At 44.4% G+C, this 25,567-nt stretch carries 21 protein-coding genes; 1 reads left to right on the top strand and 20 read right to left on the bottom strand.

The annotated features are described in order from the left end of the window. Nucleotides 1–6 precede the first annotated feature (6 nt). The 13 genes from RHS_RS14955 to RHS_RS14895 form a co-directional block, all read right to left on the bottom strand. Entirely contained in the window at nucleotides 7–1,365 is a 1,359-nt protein-coding gene (locus RHS_RS14955) for a hypothetical protein (RefSeq protein ID WP_047833612.1), read from the bottom strand. A 283-nt stretch (nucleotides 1,366–1,648) separates the two neighbouring features. Beyond that, the gene (locus RHS_RS14950; RefSeq protein ID WP_047833611.1) at nucleotides 1,649–3,154 is read right to left on the bottom strand and encodes an FGGY-family carbohydrate kinase; all 1,506 of its coding nucleotides are present in this window, start codon (nucleotides 3,152–3,154) and stop codon (nucleotides 1,649–1,651) included. A gap of 178 nt (nucleotides 3,155–3,332) precedes the next feature. Then, a complete protein-coding gene (locus RHS_RS14945) occupies nucleotides 3,333–4,727 on the bottom strand; it encodes a hypothetical protein (protein ID WP_047833610.1) in 1,395 nt (464 codons plus the stop codon). Nucleotides 4,728–4,786: 59 nt separating this feature from the next. Next, the gene (locus tag RHS_RS14940) at nucleotides 4,787–5,833 is read right to left on the bottom strand and encodes a substrate-binding domain-containing protein (RefSeq protein ID WP_047833609.1); all 1,047 of its coding nucleotides are present in this window, start codon (nucleotides 5,831–5,833) and stop codon (nucleotides 4,787–4,789) included. Between the two features lie 38 nt (nucleotides 5,834–5,871). After that, nucleotides 5,872–7,365, bottom strand: coding sequence for a sugar ABC transporter ATP-binding protein (locus RHS_RS14935; protein ID WP_027293736.1), 1,494 nt, complete (start codon nucleotides 7,363–7,365; stop codon nucleotides 5,872–5,874). A gap of 90 nt (nucleotides 7,366–7,455) precedes the next feature. Next, nucleotides 7,456–8,493, bottom strand: a complete 1,038-nt coding sequence (locus RHS_RS14930; RefSeq protein WP_047833608.1) for a hypothetical protein — start codon at nucleotides 8,491–8,493, stop codon at nucleotides 7,456–7,458. Nucleotides 8,494–8,563: 70 nt separating this feature from the next. Continuing rightward, a complete protein-coding gene (locus tag RHS_RS14925; RefSeq protein WP_047833607.1) occupies nucleotides 8,564–9,586 on the bottom strand; it encodes a hypothetical protein in 1,023 nt (340 codons plus the stop codon). Beyond that, the gene (locus tag RHS_RS14920; protein WP_047833606.1) at nucleotides 9,583–11,073 is read right to left on the bottom strand and encodes an FGGY-family carbohydrate kinase; all 1,491 of its coding nucleotides are present in this window, start codon (nucleotides 11,071–11,073) and stop codon (nucleotides 9,583–9,585) included. Before RHS_RS14920 ends, RHS_RS14925 begins: the two co-directional genes overlap by 4 nt. Before the next feature lie 25 nt (nucleotides 11,074–11,098). Then, nucleotides 11,099–12,154, bottom strand: a complete 1,056-nt coding sequence (locus RHS_RS14915; RefSeq protein WP_052377765.1) for a DUF4432 family protein — start codon at nucleotides 12,152–12,154, stop codon at nucleotides 11,099–11,101. 66 nt (nucleotides 12,155–12,220) lie between these two features. Beyond that, nucleotides 12,221–13,255, bottom strand: a complete 1,035-nt coding sequence (locus tag RHS_RS14910) for a substrate-binding domain-containing protein (RefSeq protein ID WP_027293732.1) — start codon at nucleotides 13,253–13,255, stop codon at nucleotides 12,221–12,223. A gap of 222 nt (nucleotides 13,256–13,477) precedes the next feature. Continuing rightward, the gene (locus tag RHS_RS14905; RefSeq protein ID WP_047833605.1) at nucleotides 13,478–14,713 is read right to left on the bottom strand and encodes an ABC transporter permease; all 1,236 of its coding nucleotides are present in this window, start codon (nucleotides 14,711–14,713) and stop codon (nucleotides 13,478–13,480) included. Between the two features lie 112 nt (nucleotides 14,714–14,825). Beyond that, entirely contained in the window at nucleotides 14,826–16,700 is a 1,875-nt protein-coding gene (locus tag RHS_RS14900; RefSeq protein ID WP_395022486.1) for an efflux RND transporter periplasmic adaptor subunit, read from the bottom strand. Nucleotides 16,701–16,742: 42 nt separating this feature from the next. Continuing rightward, nucleotides 16,743–17,429, bottom strand: coding sequence for an ATP-binding cassette domain-containing protein (locus tag RHS_RS14895; RefSeq protein ID WP_047833637.1), 687 nt, complete (start codon nucleotides 17,427–17,429; stop codon nucleotides 16,743–16,745). Nucleotides 17,430–17,783: 354 nt separating this feature from the next. Here RHS_RS14895 and dnaK point away from each other — a divergent pair, with 354 nt between their 5' ends. Continuing rightward, on the top strand, nucleotides 17,784–19,526 hold the full coding sequence (dnaK, locus tag RHS_RS14890) for a molecular chaperone DnaK (RefSeq protein ID WP_047833604.1): 1,743 nt from the start codon (nucleotides 17,784–17,786) through the stop codon (nucleotides 19,524–19,526). A gap of 103 nt (nucleotides 19,527–19,629) precedes the next feature. Here the strand turns inward: dnaK and RHS_RS14885 are convergent, their stop codons facing one another. The 7 genes from RHS_RS14885 to RHS_RS14855 all read right to left on the bottom strand — a co-directional run bounded on the left by RHS_RS14885 (nucleotide 19,630) and on the right by RHS_RS14855 (nucleotide 25,562). After that, on the bottom strand, nucleotides 19,630–20,580 hold the full coding sequence (locus tag RHS_RS14885) for a sugar-binding transcriptional regulator (RefSeq protein ID WP_395022483.1): 951 nt from the start codon (nucleotides 20,578–20,580) through the stop codon (nucleotides 19,630–19,632). Nucleotides 20,581–20,747: 167 nt separating this feature from the next. Further along, nucleotides 20,748–21,023: a BMC domain-containing protein gene (locus RHS_RS14880; protein WP_027293728.1), complete on the bottom strand. Its 276-nt coding sequence runs from the start codon at nucleotides 21,021–21,023 to the stop codon at nucleotides 20,748–20,750. A gap of 100 nt (nucleotides 21,024–21,123) precedes the next feature. Next, nucleotides 21,124–22,188, bottom strand: coding sequence for a galactitol-1-phosphate 5-dehydrogenase (locus RHS_RS14875; protein WP_047833602.1), 1,065 nt, complete (start codon nucleotides 22,186–22,188; stop codon nucleotides 21,124–21,126). An 18-nt stretch (nucleotides 22,189–22,206) separates the two neighbouring features. Further along, nucleotides 22,207–22,857 (bottom strand): deoxyribose-phosphate aldolase, encoded by a 651-nt coding sequence (deoC, locus tag RHS_RS14870; protein WP_047833636.1) that lies wholly within the window; start codon nucleotides 22,855–22,857, stop codon nucleotides 22,207–22,209. A gap of 150 nt (nucleotides 22,858–23,007) precedes the next feature. Continuing rightward, nucleotides 23,008–23,760, bottom strand: a complete 753-nt coding sequence (gene tpiA, locus RHS_RS14865) for a triose-phosphate isomerase (protein WP_395022481.1) — start codon at nucleotides 23,758–23,760, stop codon at nucleotides 23,008–23,010. Between the two features lie 259 nt (nucleotides 23,761–24,019). After that, the gene (locus RHS_RS14860; protein ID WP_395014352.1) at nucleotides 24,020–25,057 is read right to left on the bottom strand and encodes an alcohol dehydrogenase catalytic domain-containing protein; all 1,038 of its coding nucleotides are present in this window, start codon (nucleotides 25,055–25,057) and stop codon (nucleotides 24,020–24,022) included. Further along, complete coding sequence (locus RHS_RS14855; protein WP_027293723.1) at nucleotides 25,038–25,562, bottom strand: ureidoglycolate lyase; 525 nt, start codon at nucleotides 25,560–25,562, stop codon at nucleotides 25,038–25,040. The genes RHS_RS14860 and RHS_RS14855 overlap by 20 nt, the downstream gene beginning before the upstream one ends. Nucleotides 25,563–25,567 lie beyond the last annotated feature (5 nt).

Below are 25,567 nucleotides of genomic sequence, written 5' to 3'. Positions count from 1 at the left end.
ACACCCCTACTGTACAACTTCTATATCCAATAACCTGCAGACTGTTTTCACATCTTCCATCCAGTCACCATATACCATAATGATATGCTGTCCGGGCACCTTGTCCAGATACTCCTCCATGGGAATAGATGGTTCCAGCAGTACCGCCGGGAAGTCCGGTGTGGGTTCTTCCCATCCAAGTTCTGTCCATTTGGGTGCTGCTTTTGCTATTCCTTTTGAAAGAAACAGCTTAAACGCTCCACCTGTCTGATAAAACCGGGCAAAGGTAACTTCTCCGGTACGAACCTTTGATACATTGCTGATACCTGTATTGATTTCACCTAAGTTTGCAGCACGTATTTTTACTCCATTCTCGGTAAATTCTTCCGGTATAAAACCACATACCCCAACCAGTACTTCTTTTTCAAACACTTCGTAATGTTCCATAAATGCTGCCGCGTGTCCGGTAACTGCTGCCAGCAGAATACTGGTAACCAGGCCGTAGGCATCGCATTCGCAGATAACAGACAGGTCTTTTCCCGCCAGCAGGCTTTGTGCAAGGCAGGGATTCAGCCCCAGATGGTCTGTGGTTCCGTTCACACACTTAATGGAAATGGCATCTAATTCACTCCCGTCTGCTTTACTTTTCATGGCATAATAGAGTCGGGCTGCTTTTTCCAATACCTTATCTGATATCTGGTTTTCAAACTTTAGATGCTCCCGAATATCAGCCACGATCTCTGCCGCCTGCTCCCGGGTACATTGTTCCATCCGGTTCATAATCTCGTATCCGGAATAATCTTCAATATCGATCCCCAATTTTTTAAATAAAGCTGTCTTATCGTAAGCACAGGTATACAGCCCCATATCAGCATACCCGATTAAACCGATTCTGGACTCTCTGATCTTCTTAGCACAGGCTGCCAGGTGAATAAAATGGGCAGCTTCTTCTGCTGCAGGCACACTGTCCGGTTTCTGAAGAATCACTTTTACAGTAAACCCAAATTCTTTGGCGACTGGGAGAAAGCCGGTAATACCTGCTGCTGCTGCAGGTGAATGCAGTTTTCCGGTTTCATCGGTAGTTCCTCCAATTCCCCAGATTAAAAGTGGAATACGGGTATTGTTTTTTAATATGTGCATGACATAGGGTGTGATATGCCAGGAGACAAAATTTAAAATAAATAAATCCACCGGCATGCCTTCTATACTTTTTCTGCACATTCCTGCATCCTTTTCTGACATGACTTTATAACATCCCAGCAAATTACAGTCCATCCCTGCAACTGCTTCCTGCACCTTCTGAATCACATCTGCCAGATAATCCTGAGGATACATCGCTTCCCCCAGATGAAGCATAATTACATTAAGTTGTTTCGCATTTTTCACTGTTCTTACCTCCCATTGGTTCATTGATTAACTGCCTGCATAGCACAAATCTGCCTGACACACTGATTAATTTCTCATGTATCAACTTTCTGAATTCATTTTAGGGGAAAATCAGCTAAAAAACAATGTTACGCCTGGCTTCATTATTACAAAAAATTGACCAGTCACAAAAACCTATTCTCTGTTTTCCAGAAAAAGTTTCTTGAAACCGGTCAATATTTTAGAATTATGTCAATATGCTAAAATCTGGTTTACATTGTTCTCAAAATCGTATTCTATGGTTTTATAACTTTTCAAATACCGGGATCAGCGCCCGGTACAGTGCCTGGTAAAGCTGATATCCCTCCTGATAAATTTGTTCTTCCTGAAAATATCCGAGTTCATCCACATGAACAGCTTTTTCAACCGCTGCTTCCACCGAAGGGCAGATTCCTACTGCCACCGCACCCAGAATTGCCGCACCCAGAGATGTGGTTTCCTTATTGTTCATCACGCGAATAGGCTTTTGGCAGATGCCTGATTTTATTTCACACCAGAGCGGACTGGCTGCTCCGCCGCCCATAGAACGGATTTCCTGAACTTTTAGTCCCGCTTTCTCTAATGTTTCTATGATTTCTTTCAGCATATAGCCAATACCTTCCAGCACAGCCCTGGCAAAATCAGCCTTTGTAGTCGCCAGTGTCATCCCAAAAAATACGCCTTTCGCCAAATCACTGGGACAAGGTGCCGGCTTCCCCGCAAAATGGGCAAGCAGTATTAGTCCGTTACTTCCGGCAGGAGACTTTTTAGCCAGTTCATCAATCAAGTCATAAGCGGACTGTCCGTTTAAAAGGGCTTCCCTTTTCACTTCTTCAGCCAGCGTATCCCGAAACCATTTCAATACAATTCCCGCCGTATTGCAAAACGGCATATACAGATAGCCCTGTCCGTAATCTTTATAAATGGTAATCCGCTGGGGATTTGCAAAGTCCGGTGATGCCGTGGCTGCCCCCACTACCAGCGCTGTTCCTGTCGTTTCTGTCACCATACCTTCTCTGATATTTCCGGCACCAACCGCAGAAGCAACCTGATCCATGGCACCTGTCGTAACCCGGGTATGTATGGAAAGACCTGTTTTAGCCGCCGCCGCAGATGTAACATTTCCTACAATTTTCCCGCACGCACTGATTTGGGGTAACTTATCTTCATCCAGTCCTGCAGCTTTTAGCATCTCTGCCCAGTAACATTCCTCCCGGATGTCAAACCATCCCGTGGAGGATAAAAGCGCCATTTCCGTAACCGCCCGTCCGGTGAGCCGGTAGATAAAATAATCCTCCAGTAGTAAGAATTTTTCTGCCTTTTCATATATTTCAGGCTTATGTTCTTTTAGCCACATCAGCTTAGCTGCCGGCGCCGCACCGGTAAATTCACCGGCTCCCGTATGGCGGTAAATCTTTTCTTCTCCAAGGACATCCTTCAGATACCGGGCTTCCTCCTTTGCCCTGGAATCAATCCAGACAATCGCGGGATACAGCGCCTGACCGTTGGCATCAATGGGTATCAGGGTTTCTCCCTGGGTTGTAAAGGTAACTGCTGCTATCTGCTCCATGTCTATACCGGAGCTTTCCATCCTCTTTATGCTCAAACAGAAAGCCTCCCAGTATACATGAACAGGAAGTTCCACAATCCCAGCTTCAGGCGTGAGCAGATCATATTCACCGGAGTCAAAAAATACCACATCAAACAATTCATTATAAAGGGTACACTTCATAGCGGTTGTTCCTACATCAAAAGTCAATATATATTTCATGTTCCGACCTCCTCTGTTTATTCTATTCTGATCTTAAACCTCTTTACTGTTTCTGTCAATACAAAATGATTGTTTCTTTCATTTAGGGATTGTTTCAATCATACAAAAAGCGTCTTCCGGAGTCACCCGAAAAACGCTTTCAACTGTTTCAAATACAATCCGCCGCGCGGCACCTGTTTTACCCAATCAGACAGAACTCCCAGCCCATCACTTCCGCCATCATCCGCAGCGCCGTCTCACCTGCATAATAGACAATTGCACCATGATGCCCGCCGCCGGCCTTACTGTATCTGGATAAAAATTCGGAAACCGGAACATCCGGGCGAAACCATCCCCGCACTGTCTTTTCAAAATCAGGTGAAGTTTCCGTCATTTCTACCATATTTCCGGTGGCCATAATCAGCACAAACCTTCCTTCAGACAGTGGATTTAAATTGACAAAAGCCGCCCTGCCTTCTTTCATGCAGCCATAAAGTGCCGCCGGATTCCCAGCCGACGTATAGGGAAAATCCAGTTCTGTAAGCAAAGGCTTTCCAGCACCGATCCGCAGATTATATTCTCCCATATGGCTTAAAAATACCGTATTTCCTTTCCAGTCAGGGCAAAACATTTCCGCAAATGTAGTCTCTTCAAATCCCTTCATCAGTGCCGCCGTAAAGGAAGCCGTCAGGATATCCCCTTCTCCTGCATAACCGATTCCCGCCTCCATTGCCTTACAGGTCTCCATAAATGGCATCCTGGGCAGGGCAGGATTTTCATCTGTTGCCATAAAGTTTACGGTAAATGCATCCAGATTGTTTTTCCCGATCCATTTTCTCATAGCCAGATTTACTCTGGCTGATTCGGCATATACATCAAAAGTAAGATCTCTGCAGACAAACCGCTCACAGTCCATTTCCCATTCCGCTTTTATATCCGCTTCTGTTATACTCTCAAGCAGATCCACACTTTCGTTAAAATCATAATCAATGATTGTAATACCGGTCTTTTCCTGAAGCACTTCATCCGGAAGGCAAAAATCTCCCATTCCTGTAAATGGTTCCCCAACTCTTCCCACCCGGCACTGCTTCATCCGGGCAGCCATCATTGCTCCTTTTGCCGCTTCGGATACGTTTTTGATTACGTCGGATTCCAGATAGTGCCCCGCAAATACTTCATATGCCACATTATTTCTTCTTAACAGGCTGCACATATCCTGCACTCCATGAATACCGTGGTTCTGCATAATCCTGCCTGCTCCTGTGATACCGTCAAAGGAATAATCCGGTGTGGTATCCAATACCAGAATGGGAAGAGAAGTATTTTTTAGTACCTGCTCCGATTCCAGAGATGGGGAATATGCCAGATGCAGTGTAATCACCACATCTGCCCCCTGTTCTTCAAATTCTGCAATGGCTGACTGAAATTCCTCCTCCTGCCTGCAGATATCATGGCGGAACAGTTCCAGTCCTGCCTGCTCCAATTTCTGTGCAATCTGCTCCTGGAACCACTCCACATCCTTTCTGAGCCAGGCTTGTGTGTCATCGTAAAGTTTTACGTACAGACACAATAACCCTGCTTTTGGTCGTCTCATATTGTTATCCTCCTGCGTGTTTCTTTTCCATAGTTGTTTACAGACACGCTTCTGCCCGTTTATTTATCATAAGTATATTTTTCTTTAAATTGCTCTACGTTATCTTTGGTGATAATAATGGAACCGGAATCCACAACAGGCGGAAGGGGATTAATTCCCGCATCCAGATAATTCTGCGTAACTTTCAGATTTCCATTTACATAGTCATGAAGCCATTTAACGGCAATATAGCCTTCCACATATGAATTCTGAGCGAAGGATGCCGCAACTTCTCCGCTTTCAATCAATTCCAGTGTCGCGCTGTCCCTGTCTCTGCCTACAATCTTAATGCCGTCAATTCCGGCTTCCCTGACTGCAGTAGCAGCTCCTACTGCAGAAGGAGCCTGCATACCGATAATTCCCACTACATCCGGATTAGCCTGAAGTGCCGCACCAACCGCCGTTGCCGCTGTAGTCTCGTCTGCCTTATCATCTACTTCTGCAGCGATTTCAATATTCGGATGATTCTTCTCTAATTCATCCCTGCAACCTTCCATATTCGAAATTGCAGAGGGCTGTCCGCCGCTGATGAAGTTTGAAATGATTATCTTTCCTTTGTCACCGATTTCTTTTGCCATCTGCTTTGCCATTTCCACTCCGGTATTATATGGGTCACATCCCAGGAAAGAGAGGCGGTTAGATTCAATATCTGTATTCACGCAGATCACGGGAACCCCTGCTGCAATGGCATTGTCAATGGCTGCCCCGGTCTCCTGGAACTGTCCGTGAACCACGATTCCGGTCACTTTTTTCGCTACTGCCTGATCGATTGCTTCCGCCACTTTATCCGGTGCCAGATCCTGTGGTCCTGCATAGTACCATTTGGCGCCCAGACTGTGTGCCGCATCATTAACACCGGCTTTTAATGCATCAAAAAATTCCAGCTGGTTTACGGACATGATAACCGCATACTCTTCATCTGCGCCTGATGCCGCCTGAACTCCTGCTCCTTCTTCTGCTTTTGTCTCTGCCTTACCGTCTGTCTTCTCGCTGTCCCCACAGCCTGCCATTGATAATGCCAGTACTCCTGCCAATAAGATCCCCATCACTTTTTTGTACTGTTTCATACGTAAAATCCTCCTTTTTCCCTTTTATATAGTTTTTATTAAGCGGTAATTCCGGACGCCAGGCGCATCATGCCATTCTCCGTCACTTCTTTACCGCAGAGTTCCCCGGTTATCCTTCCATCATGAAATACCAGTACCCGGTCGCAGGCCGCCATAATTTCCGGCATCTCCGACGAGATCATGATAATTGCCTTTCCTTCTCCAACAAGACGCCGAAGCAGCATATGTATTTCGGCCTTCGCACCTACATCAATCCCCCTGGTAGGTTCATCAATTAAAATGATGTCTGGATTTGCCGTCATCCACATAGACAAAAGCACCTTCTGCTGGTTCCCTCCTGAAAGATTCCCCACCTTCTGTTTCACATCCGATAATTTAATCTGCATCTTCTGCTGGTATTCTTTTGCATTCTTTGTGATATGTTTATAATCCACAAGTCCTTTTTTCACAAACTTTCTTCCGTTTGCCGCACTCATATTGTCTTCGCTGCTCAATTCCAGAAACAGCCCTAACGTCTTACGCTCTTTTGTAATGTAAGCGATTCCGTTTTTCTTGGCATCAATTGGGCTGGTGATCTTAACCTGCTTCCCGCCTATTTGGATGGTTCCTCCGGTTTTCTTTCTCCAACCGAAGATCGTCTCCACCACCTCGGTACGTCCAGACCCTTCCAACCCTGCAAATCCCAGAATTTCTCCCCTTCTAAGGGCAAACGTCACATTTTTTACCTTTGATCCGCTGCATAGATTTTCAGCACGCAGAATTTCATTCTGTATCTTTGAAGTTCCCACCCCATAATCGTAAGCCACATCTCTGCCAACCATATACCGCACCAGATCATCCTTGGTCAGTCCGGGACTGTTTGGAAATGTTGCCACATGTTCACCATCTTTTAAAACCGATATTTCATCTGCCAGATGCAGCACCTCATCCAGTTTATGGGAAATATAAACAATGGAAACATCTTTCGCCTTTACCTGGTCAATCAGCTTATACAGCAGTTCTACTTCCATATCCGTCAATGCAGATGTGGGTTCATCCAAAATCATAAGTTTTACATTCATAGACAAAAGCTTTGCAATCTCCACCATCTGCTGCGCCCCCAGGCTGATGTGGTCCATACTGTCCGTTGGCCTGATATGCCCCAGGCCGAAGCGCTCCAGCAGTTTCTCCGCTTCTTTGTACATTGTCTTGTAATCAATACATCTTCCTCTCTTTGGAAAGCGTCCGATAAAAAGATTACTCGCCACATCCAGATGTGAAAAATTATTAAGTTCCTGATATACAATACCAATGCCTGCTTTTAAAGCATCCCCGGGATATGAGGGATTCAGCTCCTGTCCATCCATGACCATCAGCCCTTTATCTCTCTTATAGGCACCGGACATAATTTTCATCAGCGTAGATTTTCCCGCCCCATTTTCTCCAATAATACAGTGCACACTGTTTTTCTTAATGGACAGGCTCACATCATTCAGCGCTTTAACTCCGGGGAAAAATTTACATATATTTTGTAATTCGATTAAATTTTCCAAACTGCTTCCTCCTCCTTAAGCGCCGCCAGCCATCTGTTCTGCTTTTTCAGGCTGACGGCATTACGGTCTGTCAAACCCGTTTTTTCCCCATCACGCTGCTGCCTTTAATTTGCGCTGCTTATTCAGCTGGTCAATCGCAACTGCAATAATCAAAATAGCACCCTGGATCACCTTTGTATAACTTGCATTAATATCCAGCAATACCAGTGCGTTGCTGACAACCTGCATAATGGTTACGCCAAGAACCACTCCTATCAGGCTGCCCTCGCCGCCGTCCATGGAGACACCGCCAATCAGCAGTGCCACCACATTTCTGAATTCCAGACCGGTTCCGGAGTTCTGGGATACGCTTCCAAGCCTGGCTGCCAGCGTCATACCTGCAAATGCAGCGACTGCTCCTGTCAGGGCATAGCTGATATAAATGAATTTTTTGGTATGAATCCCCGCCAGCAGCGCGGAGTTTTTATTACTGCCGATAAAGTAAGCTTCATGGAAAAAATTAACGTACTTTAATACAAAAATACCTGCCACAATGATAATTACCATATAGATGATAGTAAACGGAACGCCCCCTGCTTCCATCCTGCCAAAGCTTTTAAATGCTGCCGGAAGATTGGAAACGGTATTCCCCCCTGCCAGCACCAGTGCAATTCCCTGATATGCCATCCAGGTTCCAAGAGTTGCAATCAGAGGCGTAATCTTGAACTGATTAATAATCACTGCATTGATTACTCCCAATACTGCTCCGGCCAGAAGCCCCACCAGAATACCGAGCCAGGCAGGAGCCCCCGCTCCCATAGCCATACAGCCGATGTAGCTGGAAAGACACAGCGTTGACCCTACGGAAAAATCAATATTACCGGCAATAAGAGAGATAGCCATTGGAATGGCAATCATCATGTCCACACTCATTCCCTGGATCAGGACTCTGATGTTGGCACTGGTTGCAAAAGTACTGGTACTGATCATCAGGAAAACCACCATAATTGCAAGTATAATTGCAATGGAAAGCTCTCTCATCTCCAGTATCTTCCACAGCGTATTTTTCCTGACTCCCGAAGCAGTATGCGCTTTTCCTTCTACTGCCTCTGATTTTACACTTCCTTCTTTCGTTTCTGTAACACCCATGTTTTCATATCCTCCTTTTTTGAAAATCATACCTTACCCCAATATTAGATATTGTTTTATCCTGTAAAAATCACTTCCCTCCTTTTCGAAACGCATCCAACGCATTTTTGTAGAAAATCTGTTCTTTTCGAATATGGTCATTTCCTATGGCATCCAGCATATTCTTAAGCTGTACATAAGCGATAAAAGTGAATCCCGCTTCTGCCTCTGCTCCTTTTTCATGCCTGTTCCATCCAAAATTTTCTCTGCAATAATTGGTGGGTGTATCCGTATGCCACTCCCGCATCCCATGCCAGGTCATAATTGGAAAATCCGTTCCGAATAAGATCTGCCTGCTGTCCAGCTGCTCCATAGCCATCTGATGAACCCCTGGATTTACCACCGCCGCCGTATCAAAATAAAACCCTTTTAAATCTTCCCCCAGCGCCGTGATTCCCTGGTTAAATATTTCCGTTGTAAAGCTCCGTCCGAAATGTGCAAGAATGATATGTATATCCGGGAATTTCTGTCTGATTTCACGCAGTTCCCGTATGTTGTCAGGAGCCGGCAGTCTTCCTTTTCTGGGAAGATGCAGCATTAAAGCCTTCTTATGCCTGTCCAGAACAGAAAGCTGACTCTCCGGCATAAAATCATATATGCTGATATCAGCCCCTTTTATGGCAGACGCCAGATAAGGATACGGCTTAAATCCCAAAAATGGATTATTCACAAGTATTTCTTCACAGTACTGTGCCGTCCACTCCGGCCTCACACTCATCAGGGCATCAATCTTTCCTGTTTTCGCCAGTCCTGATAAATATACATTATTGGCAGGTATATCCACTTCTGCCAGGGGAAATGGGAAAGCCGTCAATAAAATATCTTTACCCGGAAACATGGTCTGATAATAATGCTGAGCCGCTTCATATTCCATCTGAAGCCCGCATTCCAAAGCCCAATCCATTGAAATCCGCTCCTTGCTTACACCTTTTACATGTTCTTCCAGATTCATATGTACATGCACATCTGTTATTTTTTCAGGCAGCCTTTCTTCTAAATATTCGTTATAAAATTCAATATCCAGCTCTGTCTTATGAAACCATTTATTGATCATATTGCCACTCCCTTCTTCCCGGTACTATGATAGATTTCCCTGACTATGATCCAGTTTTTTTTGTAAGCTTCGTATTTCTTACGGTAAAATGTCTTTAACTTCACGGATACATCAGGCATACGCTCGTATGTAACCATGGTTCTTACCGCCATAGGATAATCTTTATATATTCCGTATTCTACAGCGGCAATCATTGCCGCTCCTACGCAAGCCGCATCCGTCTGGGTAACCCGGATTACCTCACAATCCAGCACTGCCTGCAGCATAAGCATCCAAACTCTGCTGTTTAAAGCACCGCCCATTACTCTCAGACTGTTAATCTGTGCCCCATTTTCCCGGTAATCCTCTAAGAGCATCGCCGTATGAAAGACAATTCCTTCCATCACAGCCACTGCCACATCCAATTTGTCGTGTTTTAATTCCAATCCAGTCAGCGTCCCTTTTGCCCTGTCGTCCCATACAGGGCATCCTGCTCCCGTGAGATAAGGGAAAAACATAAGCTCTTCCTCTCTTCCTAACTTTTGGACAGCTCCGTCATTTAAGGCTTCATAGGTGAATCCCCCCATCTGGTCTTTCCACCAGTCCAGTACAATACCACCGCCACTAATGGAAGATAAAGCTCCCCACAGCCCCGGCACAACATGTCTGGCAGGTGAGATTCCGGATTTTGTCAGCATGGGTCTATCCGTTATACTCATCACTGCCCATGCCGTGCCTGTACCAAGGAGCAGATCCCCATTTTCCACGCTGCCTGACCCCAGTGCACAACAGTACTGGTCATGGGCTCCGTTAAATACTTTTACCTCAGCCGGCAGCCCTAATTCCACAGCGGCATTCCCTGTCAATGTTCCCAGATATTCCCCTGTCCTTTTTATTTCCGGAAGCAGCTCTGACGAAATGCCGATATCCCCCAATATCTTTTCATCCCACCTCCAGGTCTGTATATCCATCATCTGGCGGATTGCTGCATTGGTAGGATCGATTACCGCATTTCCTGTCAAATGATAATTCATATATTCCAGGGTGGAAATAAATTTTAAAGCCCGCTCTGCATCTTCCCTGCGATTTCTTTTCAGCCAAAGCATTTTACAGGCATCCAGGCTGGCACTTAATTCCCATCCTGTTTTCGAATAATAATACCCTTTGCCTGCCTTTTTTTCTAATTCCTCCACCTCTTTCATAGCTCTTTTATCCATCCAGGTAACCGCATTTCCAATGGCGTGGAAATCAGCATCCACCAGCAGGGAACTGGCTCCCTGAGTAGAAAGCGCCAGTGCAGCAACCTGGGATTTTTCACACCCTGCACAGGCTTCTTTAACTGCCTTAACGGAAGCCTCCCACCAGTCTTCTGCCCTTTGTTCTACGATGCCCCCCTCTCCCGGAATCGTCTTGTAGCCCTGATATCCTCTGCCCTGCTGCTTTCCGTTTTCATCTATCAGCAGAGCCTTTGTCCCAGTCGTCCCCACATCCAGTCCAATCACAAACATGCTGCCACACCTCATTCCTTTCGATTTACAAGGGTGCGCCTGAATGATACTCCAGACACACATAAGCTTTTAGATGAGTCTCAATACTCATTCCGGCTTCTATTTTAATTCCCGCATCTTCTCTTTCCACTTCCTCCATGCTCTCCGCCAGCACCGACCAGGGTTCACAGCCCAGGGTATAGTTTCTTCCGTACCAGGGATACCCCTGTGCCGCACAATTCGGCTCCCAGATCCAGAGATACGGAAACATATCTTTCTCCCACTCCATTCCAAATCCAATGTGCAATCCATGGTTCCAAACGCAATACCTGCTGTCTTCTATTCCGGAAATCCCATATTCCAGATACTTCTTTTCTCCCGGATTACGCACTCTGGATAAATCCAACTCATTTCCGTTAACATCTTTTACCACCGGCCAGTCCATCTGCCTGTTTGCCGGCAGTGCACTCTGTATATTTAAAGTATGTACCTTACAGTCACCATTTATAATAATCTCGCAGTTCCCATCCAGAAACGGTGCACCCAGAGCAGGATGATGTCCCCACATAAACTGCAGTGGCACCGCACCTTCATTAGTGACACGCTCACGTATATAAAGAGTAGGGTCACCGCTTTTTAAGGTCATCCATTTTTCCAGATAGAACGGCGTCTTCGCAGTGCGGATCTCAAATTTCACCGTTATCTCTTCCTCGGTATCTTTTTCAATCTGGTAATCCCACTGTGCTACACAGACCTCACCGTGGATACCAAGTTCTGCATTCATATAGGTACTTGCCGCCCCGTAGTTGGGAAATAACTCCTGCCACCCGCCTTCGTATAAATCTAAAAATCTTCCATATCTGCTGTTCTTGGTCGTTACAAAAGTCTGCGGATTCTTTACCCCATGAAAAGAATGCCACATAAAATCCAAATCCATCGGCTTATAAACAAATTCAAAGATATCACTGCCTTTCCCTGCCAGAACCCCAATATGCAGGTATTCATTTTCCAGATTAACCTGCCTTACCCCCTGATACACTACTTCCCGGATCCTGCAGTTATAATTTCGCTGGTTCCGATAGCTTTCCACTGACTGATACATCTTTCCTCCTTCGTGCACTCGAGTGCACTATGTTTGTTAAAGGAAAGAGTAACCGAAAATTCTTCGTTACTCTTCTCTATACCGCAAACACTCACTAGTAATAATTGATACATCTGTATATATATTTTTCTTAACTTTTACCCCATAAGAAATATAATCACACATTTTCTGCAATACTTTATAAGCCTGTTTATCCGGATTCTGACTGAGCACCACTTTAAAATAGTCCTCTTTCAATAGCTGTTCTGTGTCATCTGACAAGTCAAAACCCATAGCAGTAATATCCCGGTTCTTAAGATCCCTCAGAACATTTCCAACAATATAGCAATCCGCATCTGCCCCCAGAATCCCCGATACCTGCTGGGTTTCTATCAGCCTGCGTACCTTGTCGTAATACTCTTTTTCATTTTTCTGTACCGTAATCTGCTGCACTTTCACCTCTGGACAATATTCCATTATATAATCCATAAATCCCCGGTTACGTTCTACCGTCTGCATCTCTTCTATACTTTGGTTAACGATAAAAACATTTCCCTTTTTCCCAATATAATTCACCATGATCTGCGCCGCAATCCTGCCTGATTCATAGGCTTTGGGTCCTACGTAACAGATGCGGTCACTGGAGGGAGCATCCGCCCCAAAAGTAAATACCGGCTTTCCTTTTTTAACCAGGGCATTGATCTCCCGGTTCAGACCGCTCATGCTGCAGGCATGCATAATCACTGCATCAATATTGTCATTATCCTGCAACTCCTGTAAAAGCTCCCTGGAAGCCAGAACTGATTCATTGGCGGGCGTAAAAAACTCAATACCAATCTTCAGTTCCCGGTATTCCCGGTAACACTTCCCAAAACCAGCTTTCGCCTCAGGAAAGAAGTACTTAAAATCGCCAATTACAATAGCGATATTATGCACCTTATTTGTAGCCAGAACACTTGCCATCCGGTTCTTGCGATACCCCAGTTCCTTGGCTACCAGTAAAATATGTTCCTTTGTCTCCGGTCTCACCGTCTCATCACCGGATAAAACTTTTTTGACCGTCCGAAGGGAAAACTTCGACTTCTCTGCTACATCTTTTAATGTTATCGGTTTCTCATACACACAACCCACGTCTCCTTTATTTGCACTCGAGTGTAATTTCTTATATCATAGCATTCCAAAGGGGGTTTGTCAAGACAAAACATCCTCCGGCAGGAGGAAATTATAGAGATATAAACAATATACCGGAGGTGATGGAAAGCGCAGGGAACACGTAAAGAAAAGCAGAGGAACCGATATCTAATATCTACGTTCCTCTGCTGCATATTGCATTTATTAATTATACTAATTTCTTCTCAATGCTTCAATCGGGCTGAGTTTCGCTGCTTTTCTAGCCGGATAAATTCCAAAGAAGATACCAACTGCACAGGCAAAAAACGTTGCCCCCAGAATTGTTCCTGCACTAATTCCCGGACTGATGGTACTTCCTAAGGAAACAGTCATAATACTGCAGATACCAAAAGCTGCTATTACCCCTAAAATGATGCCAATCACTCCGCCCAGTGCTGTAATAATTGCCGATTCAGCCAGGAATTGTACCATAATAGAAGAAGTCTTGGCTCCCAGAGATTTTCGGATACCGATTTCCCTGGTACGTTCCGTAACGGAAACCAGCATAATATTCATAACGCCAATTCCTCCTACCAGCAATGAAATCGCTGCTACAAATGAGATAAATGCAGTAACCATACCCATCATACTGTTAATACTCTGCAGCACATCCTGAAAGTTCTGAACCCGGTAGAAGTCCTCTCCCGCACTCTGATGCCTGGATTCCAGTATGTGAATTACGGAATTTGTAATTTGTTTTGCATCCATCGTCTTATCCGCAAATACATAAATACTGTAAAATGGCTCCGGATCATAACCATAATTTGTCAGTGAAGTATACGGAATATCAAGGGTAACCGGCTGCCCTTCGTAACTATAGCTTACAAATGCTGTATTTTCCTTTGCCCCGGTGATTCCCACGATACGGTATGCATATGTCATACCATCCATGGTAACATCAATATCCATTCCCACTACATCGTCAGATCCAAATAACCGTTTGGCATCTGTGTCGGTCAGAACGCAGACGTTCTTTCCTTCCTGTACATCTGCATCCGTGAAATATTTTCCTCTTTTCATCGTAAAGTTGCTCATTCTCTGCAGCATCTGTGTTCCTGCACTGAGACTCAGCTGAAATTCACCTTTTCCGGTTACCGTAGATCCACTGCTTCCGGAAGCCGGCGTAACACCTTCCACACCTTTTACTTTCGAAGTAATAGCTTCCATATCAGCCGCTGTGATCATCTGATTGGCATTTACTGCATCTTCACTACAGGATACATAGATCTGTCCGCCTCCCACATCGTTTGCTTCCGCTGTCATGGACTCCGTGGTTCCGGCGCCCACTGACATAATTGCAATAACAGAAGCAATACCAATAATGATACCCAGCATAGTCAGGAAAGAACGGCCTTTATTTGCAACAATACTTTTTATTGCCATTTTAAAATATTCAAGCAAACTACTCATATATGTGCCCCTTTCATTTTTTACTCCCGAATAGCGCAAGCTGGCTTGTGCTATTCCTTAATCAGTAGTTTGAAAGCGATTTCCTTTCAAACTTTGCAAATATCTGCTGTTCTTATGATTCTGCCTGAACTGCTCCGCCTTCCGAACCGCCGGCACTTCCTGTTCCTGCATTCATGCTGTTTTCATCCATTGGCACAACCGGGCTTCCTTCCTGATACATTCCGATATCCGGAATTATCTGGTCTCCGGGCTCCAGTCCTGATTTGATTTCAATATAACTGTCTGAGGACACACCTGTCTCAACAATCTGCTTCGCCACTACACCATCTTTTACGATATAGCAGAATGAACCATCGTTTCCGGTATTGACTACCTCAACAGGAACAATCGGAACCTGTTTCGCTTCTGCCGCCTGAATCGATACCTTTGCTTCTACGCCCAGAAAAATATCTTCATCCGGATTGTCAATGGATACTGCCGCACTGATGATCGGCGTTCCCTTTTCATTTGGAATTGCGATATGACTGATCTTACTCACAGTACCTTTGTATTCTTTTGCTCCAATCTTAACGGTTGCTTTTTGTCCCTTCTGGACTTTTTCAAAATCATATTTGGAAAGTGAGATGTTTACATCTACATCCTGGGTACTCTGAAGCGTAAACATTTCACCACCCTGTGTAACCATACCTCCCTGTGCAACCTTACTATCAGAAATAACTCCGCTGAATTCTGCGGTAATGCCCTGTTTTCCCTTTATAATTAGTTCTTCTAATGTTTTACTCTCCAGTTCCTGGAGGTTATTATTTACTTCCATCTGCGCTTTGGATTCATCTGATAAAGTTGCCCCATCTGCTTCTGCAATCGCCTTTTTAGATGCCAGATCCGACTGTAATTCAGCCAGCGTTGACTGGGCATCCTGAAGTTCCATCTGAAGATCCGTAGTATCTGCCTCTCCTGTCTGGCTCATGCCGTTTCCGGACAGATCTGTTCCTCCGGTCCCTCCCTGCGTCCCCACCTGGGTGCTGCTCTCAGGAGATGACAATTTCTGAATCTGTGCCTGGTATTCCGCTATCGGATTGTCGAAATCCTGTGCAATCTTGGCATTCAGCTCATCTGCCTTTGCCTGAGCGGCAGGTACCTTGTTGTCCTCCAGCTCATGTACAACTGCCATCTGGGCTTTTAATGCCTGGCTTGCCGTTTCAATCTTTGCCGCATCCCCTAAACCGCTTGCTTCATCATAGCTCTGCTGCAGGATGCCCTGTTGGAATTTTGCATCGTTCAACTGTCCCTGAAGCTGTGTTAAAGTCTGAACCGCCGCATTTAATTTTACGGTATATTCTGCTTTCTTCTTGGTTAATTTTTCGATTTTGTCCTTTAATTTATCTGTCTCTGCTTTGATTTCTGCTTTTGCTGCCTCTGCCTGGGCTTTAGCCTCAGATTCAGCCTGTGCCGCAGCTTCCGACTGCTTTTGGATTACTTCAGCCTGGGCATCTTTCGTCTTCTGTGCGATGGCACGGTTTAAATCCGTAACTCTCTGTTTCCACTGATCCACCTGTGCCTGCAGACTGTTTACCTGGCTGGCTGCATCTGCTTTATCGTTCGCAGCTTTATTCGATTTATTTATCGTATCCTGATATCCGTATTTGCCGGATAACACATTTAATTCTGCTTTTTTATTGTCCTTTTCCAGATTTTCCAAATCAAAAGTAATCAGCATATCACCTGCTTTCACAGAATCTCCACGCTGAAAATTCAGATTCTTTATTGTTGCATTGACTGGTGAGAAAAAGGTTTTCTTAGTACGGCTCTCAACCGTTCCACTGGTATCTACATATTCCTGCACATCTCCGGTAGTTACCGGTACTACTGCTACGGCCTGTGTATTCACCGCCTGGGTTCCCTGCCCTCTGAGGGCAAAAAAACCGACGCCCGCCACTACGACGACGCCTGCAATAATAAAAGGTAATTTTTTATGTTTCTTTTTCATAATGATCTCCTCCATCTTATTTGACTACCCGTGACTATTGACTCACTCATTCATTGTATCTGATTCTATCTTCCCATCCATAATCCGCACAACCCGTCGTGCCTGGTCTGCGATTCCATTATCGTGTGTAATCAATATGACGCTTCTTCCATCTTTATGTAAATTTTTCAATATTCCCAGTATTTCTTTACTGGATGCAGAATCCAGGTTACCGGTAGGCTCATCCGCCAGAATAACCGGTGGTTTTGCTGCGATTGCCCTGGCAATTGCTACTCTCTGCTGCTGTCCTCCCGACATTTCAGTAGGTTTGTGGTGCATGCGCTTTTCCAGCCCCACCATCTTTAGTGATTTTATTGCCAGCTTCTTTCTTTCCCTCATGTCAACTCCCCGGTATATCAGTGGAAGTTCCACATTCTCCACCGCAGTCAGATTGGCAATCAGATTAAATCCCTGAAAGATAAAACCGATCTCCCGGTTTCTTACCGCCGCCAGCTCATTATCTTTCATCGTTGATACATCCACACCATTTAAATAATATTCTCCGGATGTGGGCACATCCAGACATCCCAGCATATTCATCAGCGTAGATTTTCCGGAACCTGACTGACCGATAATCGCTACAAACTCACCTGTATTGATTTCCAGGCTGACATGATCCAGGGCACGCACTTCATTCTCTCCCGGATTGTATATCTTACTCAAATCCTTTACCTGAATTAACGACGCCATGTATTCTGCTCCTTTCCGCATTTCCATAATGGATACGTGATCACACATAACACTTTTCCATAGTCATCAATTATTTTGATTCACAAAGAACTATATCATATATAACGTCGTTTTGCTATACAAATAAAAGTTAACTTTTCATTAAACTTTCATTAAACTTCTAAAAATATTGTAAATATAAACAATTCATAAAATGATAGGGTAATTATTTTTACTTTCTTTAGAAACCATACATAAAGGTGTCACATTTATCCAATATGCTATTTGTAGAAAAGACGCCCCGGCTGTGTCGGCATCTGTCGAAATGGGGTTGTATCAAAAAGAAAAGATGAGATGAGAAAGAGGTATATGAAAATGAGTAAAATTATTGGCATTGATTTAGGTACGACGAACAGCTGTGTGGCTGTTATGGAAGGGGGCCAGCCTGTCGTAATTGCAAATGCAGAAGGATTTCGCACAACTCCATCTATTGTGGCTTTTACCAAAAATGGTGACCGCCTTATTGGCGAACCGGCTAAGCGTCAGGCTGTGACTAATCCGGATAATACTATTTTTTCCATAAAGCGGCACATGGGTTCTGACTATACAGTAAAAATAAATGGCAAAAAATATTCTCCACCGGAAATCTCCGCTATGATTCTGAAAAAATTAAAAACAGATGCTGAGAGTTACCTTGGTGAAACAGTTACCGATGCAGTTATCACGGTTCCCGCCTATTTCAGCGATTCACAGAGACAGGCTACCAAAGATGCCGGAAGGATAGCAGGCCTTAATGTTCAGCGTATCATTAATGAACCGACTTCAGCTGCTCTGGCTTACGGCCTTGACAATTTCGCACCTCAGAAAATTCTGATCTATGATCTGGGCGGCGGAACTTTTGACGTGTCCGTGATTGAGATCGGTGAGGGTGTTGTGGAAGTGCTTGCAACTGCCGGGGATAATCAGCTGGGTGGTGATGATTTCGATAAACGCATCTGCGATTACCTGATCAGTGAATTCAAAAAGCAGGAAGGTATCAACCTGACGAAAGACAATGTTGCCATGAACCGTATCCGGGAAGAAGCCGAAAAGGCCAAGAGAGAATTATCTGCAGCTACTACCGTGAATATCAATCTTCCTTTTATCAGTACTACCCGTTCCGGTCCGGTACATCTGGATATGAACCTGACCAGAGCAAAATTTGAGGAACTGACCAGTGACCTGGTGGAACGTACTGCCCTCCCTGTCCAGACTGCCTTAAATGATGCAGGAATTTCCACCTCTGAGCTTGGCAGGGTACTTCTGGTTGGCGGTTCTACACGTATTCCGGCTGTACAGGAAAAAGTAAAAATGCTGACCCGCCACGATCTGAGCAAGAATTTAAATCCGGACGAATGCGTTGCACTGGGTGCTTCTATCCAGGGTGGAAAGCTGGCTGGGGACGCAGGCCTGAACGAAATCCTCCTGCTTGACGTCACGCCCCTTTCCCTGTCCATAGAAACAGTGGGCGGAGTATGTAACGTACTGATTCCCAAAAATGCAACCATCCCCAGAAGGGAATCAAAAATTTTTACCACCGCCGGAAACTTCCAGACTTCTGTCGACATACATGTTCTTCAGGGAGAGCGACAATTCGCCAGAGATAACAAAAGTCTTGGCAAATTCCGTTTAAGCGGTATAAAACGTGCTATGGCAGGAGGGCCACAGATTGAAGTTACCTTTGATATAGATACCAACGGCATTGTACATGTCTCTGCCAAAGATCTGGGAACCGGAAAAGCTCAGGATATCACTATTACTGCGGCTTCCAACCTGTCAGAAGCCGATATTGAAAAAGCAATTCAGGATGCCCAGCAGTACGAATCCCAGGATTCCAGGCGTAAAGGCTCACTGGATACAATAAATGATGCCCAGGGAATGATTATCAAAGCAGAACAGCTTTTATCCGAACGAAAAAAAGAATTGACAAAAGATCAAAAGAATTTCTTGAAAAATGATATCGCAAATATAAGGAAACTATTGAAAAAAGCAAAACCGGAAACCATCTCAGATGTGGAAACGGATGAAATTAAAGCATCCGCGGATGCTCTTCAGCGTTCCATTGATATGGTAGGGTAGCACGAACAGTTTATGGGGGCATTCACCAGAAATGCATCAGTATTTCCTGGTGAATGCCCGCGTGCCGCTACGCTTAACACTTCCTTAATCACATTCCATCTTCTCAATTTTTATTCCAAACTAATTCCGCTGTCTCTTCATTCGTAATTAATACATTTATCAGCCCGCCATTTAGTGCTCCACAGATGGAATCGATTTTACTGGTTCCCTGTGCTACACCAATGCGGTATTCTTTTTGCCTGATTACATCCAGAGGCACTGCGATCGTTCTTTCGTCTAATTCCATATCACAGATATTCCCGTTAATGTCAATAATATGGGAACAGATATCCCCTACCGCACCTTTTTGTGAGAGTTCTTCCATTGTGCGGTCACTTAAGTAGCCTGCACGTACAATTGCGCTTTTCAACCCAAATGCCCCCATTGTGAAAACTGCAATGTTGGCATCATATCCATATTGGAGTACTTTTCCCATATTGTGATCCCGCTGGATAATATCCTTCATTTTTTTATTATCCACCACTGCCGGAAGGGGCAATACATAAGATGAGGCTCTTAGCTTGTTAGCAAAATTATTTGCAATTTCTGTAGAATAGATATTTTTCTTTAAATTACTGATACCGCCGCAAAGAAGCACTGCTGTTACATTTTCCAGGTCTTCTCTTCCAATCAGGGATTTAGAGCACTCAAATAAGGTATCGCCCCAGGAAAGCCCCAGAATATCACCATTTTTTATAATACTGTTCAGATATCTTGCCATTTCCATCCCAATGCGGGACAACGGATTCTCATCGGCATTCGATGGCGTTATAATCACTTTCTTCAAATTGAATTTATTCCTGAATTTCTGCTCCAGCTTGCTCTCTACGCTCATAGGGTCAATCACCTGGACGCGAACAATGCCCACCTCTTTCGCTTCATTCAAAAGTTTCGATATGTATGGTCTGGACAAACTTAACTTCTTTGCCACCATCTCCTGGCTATAGTCGTTTTCATAATAGAGTTTAGCAACCTGAACCAAAAGCTCTATCTTCTTATAATCATTCATCATCATTCTCCTCCCGACAATCATCTCCCTATTTTATATAAAAGGACAGTATTTGGATATTATTTAGGTATTATAACATAGTTCTGTTTTATATCCAATAATGAACAATAAGAAAGACAGGGCTTTCCATCTCAAGACCCTGCCTTTTGTCCTTATCTTATATTGTCTGGAATTTATGCCTGGGGCAATATCTTTTCCACATCACCATGAGGTCTTGGTATCACATGTACCGCAACCAGTTCCCCCAGCTTTCCTGCTGCCTGAGCTCCCACTTCAGTTGCAGCTTTCACCGCTCCCACATCTCCCCGTACCATGATCGTAACTAATCCGGATCCGATTTTCTCTGATCCCACCAATGTTACATCTGCAGCTTTTACCATCGAATCAGCTGCTTCAATTGCCGCTACCAGACCTCTTGTTTCTACTAATCCTAACGCTTCCTGTGTCATTTACTTATCCTCCTGCTTGGTTTCTATTTATTAAATATCTCAAATTTCCCGCTCCTGATGTTTCTTAAAAATGCTTTCTGCATAATGTACCGTCCACCCGTTACATCTCCGGTTTAAAGAGTACTTTCGTAAATACCTCTGTTCGGTTAAACATCATATCAAATACTTCTTTACAATCTTCCAGGCGCACCCTGTGGGTAATTAACGGGTCTACGTTCATCTGTCCGGTATGTATAAATTCCAGGGCACTCTTCCATTCGTTAATCGGCAGCGGGTTAATGGATGAGTTCCAGCTTCCGTGAATGGTCAGTTCCCCTCTTAATATAGATGCTATGACACTGTTGGGGAACGTTACATCATCATAAGTGATACCGCCGTATACGACCTCGCCATTTTTCTTACAGGAAGCTACTGCCTGTACATGGGTATATTTACTACCAGCAAATTCGATTGCAATATCTACCCCTTCCCCTCCTGTCAACTCTTTAATTGCCTTTACTGCGTCCAGGTCTTTTCCGTTTACACCGGCTGTGGCACCAAGCCGCTTAGCCAGACGAAGCTTGTCATCGGATACATCTACAGCAATTACCGTTGTGCATCCAAGGGATTTCAGCCACTGAACCGTAATAAAGCCTATGGCTCCCAACCCGAATACTGCTGCCGATTTTCCAGCTTCTATTTTTGTTTTCCGCACTGCATGCAGTCCTACCGATACGGGATCCGTAAAGGAACCTTCTTCGTAATCTACTCCGGATGGGAGTTTAAGACAGTTTTCTGACTCTACCACGATATATTCTGCCATTGCACCGTCTCTTCTGGAACCATAGTAGTCATATGTGTCGCAGAGATGTGACTGCCCTACTTTACAGTATTGGCATTCACCACATGGAATTAAAGGCATAACCGATACCCGGTCCCCCACATCCAGCTGGTTTTTCACCTTATCACCGCAGGCTATAATCTGTCCTGCAAACTCATGCCCTATTGTAGTTGGAAAATGATAGGTTCCCTTTACCATAACTCTGGGAATATCAGATCCGCATACCCCACAGCTTTTTACCTTAATCAAAACCTGGGTATCCTTTTCAATCTGGGGTACATCTACTTCCACACAACGGATATCTTTTGGTGCAAACAATCTTACAGCCCTCATTTTTTGTGCCATTTCCTTCACTCCTCTCCTTTAATAATTACTGCTTCCGGTCAAACCATTTATGATTGCAATACCGGAACTGGTACCCAGCCTTGTTGCTCCCGCCGAAATCATTTCTTTGGCTGTTTCTGCACTCTTTACACCGCCGGATGCTTTTACGCCCATCTCATTCCCAACCGTTTTCCTCATAAGTGCCACGTGAGCTGCGGTAGCCCCTCCGGTGGAAAATCCGGTGGATGTCTTTACAAAATCTGCACCAGCCGCTTTACAGATCTGGCATACATGTACAATTTCTTCCTCCGTGAGCAGGCAGGTCTCCAGGATTACTTTTACAATTGCTCTTCCATGTACAGCAGTAACCACATCTGAAATATCTTTTTTTACAAAATTCCAGTCTTCTGATTTCACTTTCCCTACATTAATCACCATATCTACTTCATTCGCTCCGTTTTCGATGGCTTCATTCGCTTCAAAAACTTTGGATTTCGTTGTAGTGGCACCCAGCGGGAATCCGATGACGGTACATACTTTTACGTCTGTCCCTCTCAGCATTTCATAGCAAAGGGGAACGTATCCGGGATTTACGCACACTGAGCAAAAATGATTATCTTTTGCTTCCTCACACAATTTTTTGATCTGTTCTTCGTTTGCATCCTGTTTCAGCAGCGTATGGTCTATCATACCTGCAATAGATCCGGACGGGGAAGATTTCAGCCCTCCCTGGCTTTCCAGCTTTCTTAAAATCTCATCTGCAATTTTTGCAACCAACTGTTCCATTTCCATATGTATGTCCTCTCTTCCTAATATATTATCTTACGGCACATTGAACTTTCAGACACTCTCCTGAATGTGGTTTAATTTCCCGGCATGAATCCCTGCACTTCCAATTAAAAATCCATCTACGGAAGGAATACTGCCAATGGCTGCCGCATTCTTTTCATTTACACTGCCTCCATAAAGTACTGGCACTTCCACACCTAAGATCTCCCGGATAATTCCTTTTAAATATACATGTGTTTCATGAATCTCTTCTATCGATGCACTTGCACCTGTTCCGATCGCCCAGACAGGTTCATATGCGATATGTAATTTTGAAACCGCCTCACAGGGCAGTCTTGCCAGATCTTTTTGAAGCTGGCTGCGAAGCGTCTCTTTCCACATGCCCTCCTGGCGTTCCTTCATACTTTCCCCAATGCAAAGCATGATTTCCATAGATGCCTGTGCAGCGGAAAACACTTTTCGATTAATTTCCTCATCCGACTCATAATTGTATATTCGCCGTTCGGAATGACCTGCCATCAGATACGTACACCCTAGCTCACGAAGCATGGGAATAGAAATCTCTCCGGTAAAGGCACCTCTCGGCTGATCGTGGAAATTCTGCGCTCCCATGAGAATATGACGCCCGGAAAACTCCTCTGCTAATGCTGCTAATGTTGTGAAGGGCGGGAAAATGACAAGTGGTACATCCGGAATATATTTTAGATCCTCTAAAAATTTCCTTCCCTCCGCTATTGTCATATTCATCTTCCAGTTTACTGCAATTATGGGCTTTTTTTTTCTGATATCTTTGGATGGTATCACGGATAATTCTTTCTAATTCTTCCTTATCTATCATCTATCCACAGCTTTCTATTTACATTTGTTCATGTTATAGTAAATTATGTTACTTTAAAATTATAATAACACAACGCATATTTAAAGTCAACAATTTATATGCGTTGTCTTATCCTGACACAATTTATATGCATTGTCTTATACTGAATTAACTGATTTATTCTTTGCTATTTATCATTTAACGGTTTACAAATGTTCCTTTAAGCAATACTTTCCATTGAAATCTTTATGGGTGGATAATTGCTTTTAGAATCCGGCCCGCCTTCAAATGTTCAAAAGCTTCCAGGATTTCTTCTAATGGGTATTCTTTCGTAATATATTTTTCCGGCTGCAGCTGTCTCCTGGCTATTTTTTCTAATATCTCCCTGTTCTGCCTGCTGGTCGAAGCATGAACACCAAAGACCCCCAGTTCTTTATAATGAATATCGTTGGAGTCTAAAAATCCCTTTCCGTCTCCCGGTATTCCTCCAAACAGGCTGATCCGGCCATGCTTTGCTGCTATCTTCAGTGCGTCCGTATGTACCTGTCCAACTGAACATGCCGTAATTACCACATCCGCCCCATTGCCGTCTGTTTCTTCCATAATTCTGTCATAACAGTTTTCCGTCTTAGAATTGATGACAATAATATCCGGGATTAATTCCCGTGCCTGACGGATGCGAAAATCCGATACTTCCATCATCATGACCTTAGATGCCCCCGCTGCAAATGCAAGTTCTGCATGGGAACAGCCGATGAAACCGGAACCAAATACAGCAACGGTATCCCCCTCTTTGATATTGCATATTTGCTGTGCATTGTAAGCACATGCCATTGGTTCTGCAAGCGCCGCTTCATTTGCCGTCACATGCTCGTTCACCTTATTGACATTCCCCTGGTGAAAGGCATCGGCAGGTATCTCCATATATTCTGCAAAAACTCCATCAAATTCAAAACCGATTGTCCTTAAATGGTCACACATATTCGTATTCCCTTTTTGGCAGGGCCTGCACACACCGCATCCAATCGCAGGCGCGATCTGAACCCGGTCCCCAAGTGCAAATCCCGGCACTTCTCTGCCGATCTCTACAATTCTTCCGCAGCACTCGTGCCCGATAATCCTGCCTGGAGTGATCTTTGGGTTTCCATTGGCATAAGTTCTCACGTCCGTTCCACAGATAGATGCAGCTTCTATTTTAATCACTGCCGTATCTTTTGATGCAGACGGTTTTTCCCTGTCTTCGATACGAAAATTTTTATCCCCATTATAAACAAATGCTTTCATAGTCTCCTCCTGTTTTGACGGTTAATAAGCTATCCCCTTCAAAGTTTACCGCTGTCAGGTCATTCCAGTAGGTGCGTTCCGGAAGTACGATCAGGACATGAACTTCTTCCTTGTTTAACGGTTGGGGCATGTAATGCCAGGTACCGGGATTCAAATGGATCATGGTACCACAGGGTATAAAAAATGCACGTATGTCTCCGGTTTCCGGTCTCCCGGTATTCCCTGCAGGCGCAAGGCACAATACGGTATCATCATCCATAGGCATCATGATTTCAGCCGTGTGATCATGATATTCCAGTGCCGGAACCAGGAACCGGACTGACCTCTCTACCTGGAGGGTTGAAAATGCAAGTGCTGATACCGGCGGTACCATGCGGATACTGTCGCGGTAAAACGTAAAATTCTGATCTCCAAAACATGCGCCTTCCTCTGCGCACATAGGATGGAACTGGCCAAATATATCAAAACTCTCTTTGCTTAACTGCTCTGCCTGTACTGTAATCATTTTCA

The sequence above is a fragment of the Robinsoniella sp. RHS genome (assembly GCF_001029355.1).
In the GTDB taxonomy this organism is placed as follows: Bacteria; Bacillota; Clostridia; order Lachnospirales; family Lachnospiraceae; genus Robinsoniella; species Robinsoniella peoriensis.
The sequence above is the reverse complement of the archived record's forward strand: the minus strand, read 5'-3'. Positions and strand labels throughout refer to the sequence as shown.

Excerpts from the sequence above, each read along its gene's own strand:
- RHS_RS14950 (WP_047833611.1), bottom strand. The coding sequence starts at position 3,154 with ATGAAATATATATTGACTTTTGATGTAGGAACAACCGCTATGAAGTGT.
- RHS_RS14945 (WP_047833610.1), bottom strand. The coding sequence starts at position 4,727 with ATGAGACGACCAAAAGCAGGGTTATTGTGTCTGTACGTAAAACTTTAC.
- RHS_RS14940 (WP_047833609.1), bottom strand. The coding sequence starts at position 5,833 with ATGAAACAGTACAAAAAAGTGATGGGGATCTTATTGGCAGGAGTACTG.
- RHS_RS14930 (WP_047833608.1), bottom strand. The coding sequence starts at position 8,493 with ATGGGTGTTACAGAAACGAAAGAAGGAAGTGTAAAATCAGAGGCAGTA.
- RHS_RS14925 (WP_047833607.1), bottom strand. The coding sequence starts at position 9,586 with ATGATCAATAAATGGTTTCATAAGACAGAGCTGGATATTGAATTTTAT.
- RHS_RS14920 (WP_047833606.1), bottom strand. The coding sequence starts at position 11,073 with ATGTTTGTGATTGGACTGGATGTGGGGACGACTGGGACAAAGGCTCTG.
- RHS_RS14915 (WP_052377765.1), bottom strand. The coding sequence starts at position 12,154 with ATGTATCAGTCAGTGGAAAGCTATCGGAACCAGCGAAATTATAACTGC.
- RHS_RS14905 (WP_047833605.1), bottom strand. The coding sequence starts at position 14,713 with ATGAGTAGTTTGCTTGAATATTTTAAAATGGCAATAAAAAGTATTGTT.
- RHS_RS14900 (WP_395022486.1), bottom strand. The coding sequence starts at position 16,700 with ATGAAAAAGAAACATAAAAAATTACCTTTTATTATTGCAGGCGTCGTC.
- RHS_RS14895 (WP_047833637.1), bottom strand. The coding sequence starts at position 17,429 with ATGGCGTCGTTAATTCAGGTAAAGGATTTGAGTAAGATATACAATCCG.
- dnaK (WP_047833604.1), top strand. The coding sequence starts at position 17,784 with ATGAGTAAAATTATTGGCATTGATTTAGGTACGACGAACAGCTGTGTG.
- RHS_RS14885 (WP_395022483.1), bottom strand. The coding sequence starts at position 20,580 with ATGATGATGAATGATTATAAGAAGATAGAGCTTTTGGTTCAGGTTGCT.
- RHS_RS14880 (WP_027293728.1), bottom strand. The coding sequence starts at position 21,023 with ATGACACAGGAAGCGTTAGGATTAGTAGAAACAAGAGGTCTGGTAGCG.
- RHS_RS14875 (WP_047833602.1), bottom strand. The coding sequence starts at position 22,188 with ATGGCACAAAAAATGAGGGCTGTAAGATTGTTTGCACCAAAAGATATC.
- deoC (WP_047833636.1), bottom strand. The coding sequence starts at position 22,857 with ATGATAGACCATACGCTGCTGAAACAGGATGCAAACGAAGAACAGATC.
- RHS_RS14860 (WP_395014352.1), bottom strand. The coding sequence starts at position 25,057 with ATGAAAGCATTTGTTTATAATGGGGATAAAAATTTTCGTATCGAAGAC.
- RHS_RS14855 (WP_027293723.1), bottom strand. The coding sequence starts at position 25,562 with ATGATTACAGTACAGGCAGAGCAGTTAAGCAAAGAGAGTTTTGATATA.